Genomic DNA, 1,580 nt, shown 5'->3' on the forward strand with positions numbered 1-1,580 from the left:
TGTGTGCGGTCGGTGCGCGGTGAGCGAGGCAGGAGTTGAACCTGCGGTGCTCCGGAGAGTCCGGTTTTACAGACCGGTGCGGCCAGCCGACATCCGCCTCTCGCCCTCTGGGGTGCCTGACGGGTACCGCCCCCGCTCATACCCGGTCCACGGCCGGGCCCCTCGCTTCCTGGGTCCAGGCACCGCAGTACCCAGTGGAGGTGCTGCCCCTCCTACCTCTCCGGTGTGAGCGGAGCGCTCTGCTGGTGAGCTAACCGGGCCGATGTGGGAACGTTCTCCAAGGTCGAGCGGGCCGATGGTGTCCGAGAACCCGATCATGGAGGACCTGATGAGTGCCATAGCCGCGTACCCGGAGGCCGCGGGTCAGGCAGTTGTGCTGCTGGGGGCGCCGGAGGTAGCCGACGCCGGGGAGGAGCCGAGCGCACTGGCGGAGATGACGGTCGGCGCCCTGGCCGGGCACCTGGCGTATCAGATCTTCAGCGTCAGCTCCGCCCTCGAAGAACCCGCCTCCGGGGTCGCCCCGATACCGTTGCTTGAGCACTACGCGCGCGCTGCGTGGCTCGGCGCTCCGCTCGATAGTGAGGTCAACGTCGGCATCCGGGCCAGGGGCGCGAGCATCGCATCCGGGGGGCCGGAGTCGTTGTCCGAGCGCGCCAGCACCGCGGTCGCTGAGCAGCGGGCAAAACTGGCCCGGCTCCCAGGTGACCAGGCCGTGTTCATGCCGCAGGCGGGCTGGGGCCTGACCCTCGATGACTTCCTCACGACTCGGATGCTGGAACTCGCCGTGCACCTGGACGACCTCGCGGTCAGCGTCGGCATCGCCACGCCGGAACTTCCGGACGCAGCTTTCGACCCCGTGCTGATCCTGCTGGCCCGCCTCGCCGCCCGGCGGCGCGGCCAGGCGGCGTTGCTGCGGGCACTGGCCCGAGCGGAGCGAGCGCCAGCGGCGATCAGCGCGATCTGAGCGGCGATTGTCCTGGGCGGCCTCTCGGTGGCCGCCCATCAGCCAATGCGTGCTCCCGGGAGGACTCGAACCCCCAGTCTCCTGATTCGTAGTCAGGCGTGATCTCCGTTTCACCACAGGAGCGTGGTACCCGCTGGAGGTTCCGACCCTCCGCCCTCCTGCCTGTCACGCAGGCGCTCTTCCCCTGAGCTAAGCGGGCGTGGCGACGTCTACGGGACTCGAACCCGCATATTCCACCTTGACGGGGTGGCGCACTGGCCAGATTGTGCTAAGACGCCATGGCTCCGGCGAACGGATTCGAACCGCTATCACGTGGGTAACAACCACGGGCCCTGCCGTTAGGCGACACCGGAATGTGGTAGATCTTCGTAGCGGGGACGGGATTCGAACCCGCGCATCTCTGGGTTATGAGCCCAGCGCCGTACCTGACTTGGCTACCCCGCAGCAGCCCCACCGGGAGTCGAACCCTGTTCCCGGAATTGAAGGTCCCGGATCCTAACCGATAGACGATGGGGCCGTGCTCCGTGCGGGACTTGAACCCGCAGTATCCTGGATGAGGGCCAGGTGAGTTATCCCGTTCCTCCAACGGAGCATGTGCGCGCCGCCCGGGACTCGA

1 protein-coding gene and 7 tRNA genes are annotated in these 1,580 nt (G+C 67.9%); 1 reads left to right on the plus strand and 7 read right to left on the minus strand.

Features of this window, described 5'->3' with window-relative positions; translation table 11 throughout:
• Nucleotides 1–20: 20 nt before the first annotated feature.
• Nucleotides 21–106: transfer RNA gene (locus tag VGS97_RS03115), tRNA-Tyr, on the minus strand.
• Nucleotides 107–328: 222 nt separating this feature from the next.
• Between VGS97_RS03115 and VGS97_RS03120 the strand changes: the two genes are divergently transcribed.
• Nucleotides 329–964, plus strand: a complete 636-nt coding sequence (locus VGS97_RS03120; protein WP_326851638.1) for a maleylpyruvate isomerase N-terminal domain-containing protein — start codon at nt 329–331, stop codon at nt 962–964.
• 50 nt (nt 965–1,014) lie between these two features.
• Here the strand turns inward: VGS97_RS03120 and VGS97_RS03125 are convergent.
• The 6 genes from VGS97_RS03125 to VGS97_RS03150 form a co-directional block, all read right to left on the minus strand.
• Nucleotides 1,015–1,087 (minus strand) — tRNA-Arg (locus VGS97_RS03125).
• A 1-nt stretch (nt 1,088) separates the two neighbouring features.
• Nucleotides 1,089–1,163: transfer RNA gene (locus VGS97_RS03130), tRNA-Val, on the minus strand.
• A gap of 1 nt (nt 1,164) precedes the next feature.
• Nucleotides 1,165–1,242 (minus strand) — tRNA-Asp (locus VGS97_RS03135).
• A gap of 1 nt (nt 1,243) precedes the next feature.
• Nucleotides 1,244–1,317: transfer RNA gene (locus VGS97_RS03140), tRNA-Asn, on the minus strand.
• Between the two features lie 16 nt (nt 1,318–1,333).
• A tRNA-Met gene (locus tag VGS97_RS03145) sits at nt 1,334–1,408 on the minus strand.
• Between the two features lie 74 nt (nt 1,409–1,482).
• A tRNA-Glu gene (locus VGS97_RS03150) sits at nt 1,483–1,556 on the minus strand.
• Between the last annotated feature and the right edge of the window lie 24 nt (nt 1,557–1,580).

This window comes from Actinocrinis sp., from assembly GCF_035946395.1.
In the GTDB taxonomy this organism is placed as follows: Bacteria; Actinomycetota; Actinomycetes; order Streptomycetales; family Catenulisporaceae; genus Actinocrinis.

Coding starts and splice junctions, on each gene's coding strand:
- VGS97_RS03120 (WP_326851638.1), top strand. CDS start 329: ATGAGTGCCATAGCCGCGTACCCGGAGGCCGCGGGTCAGGCAGTTGTG.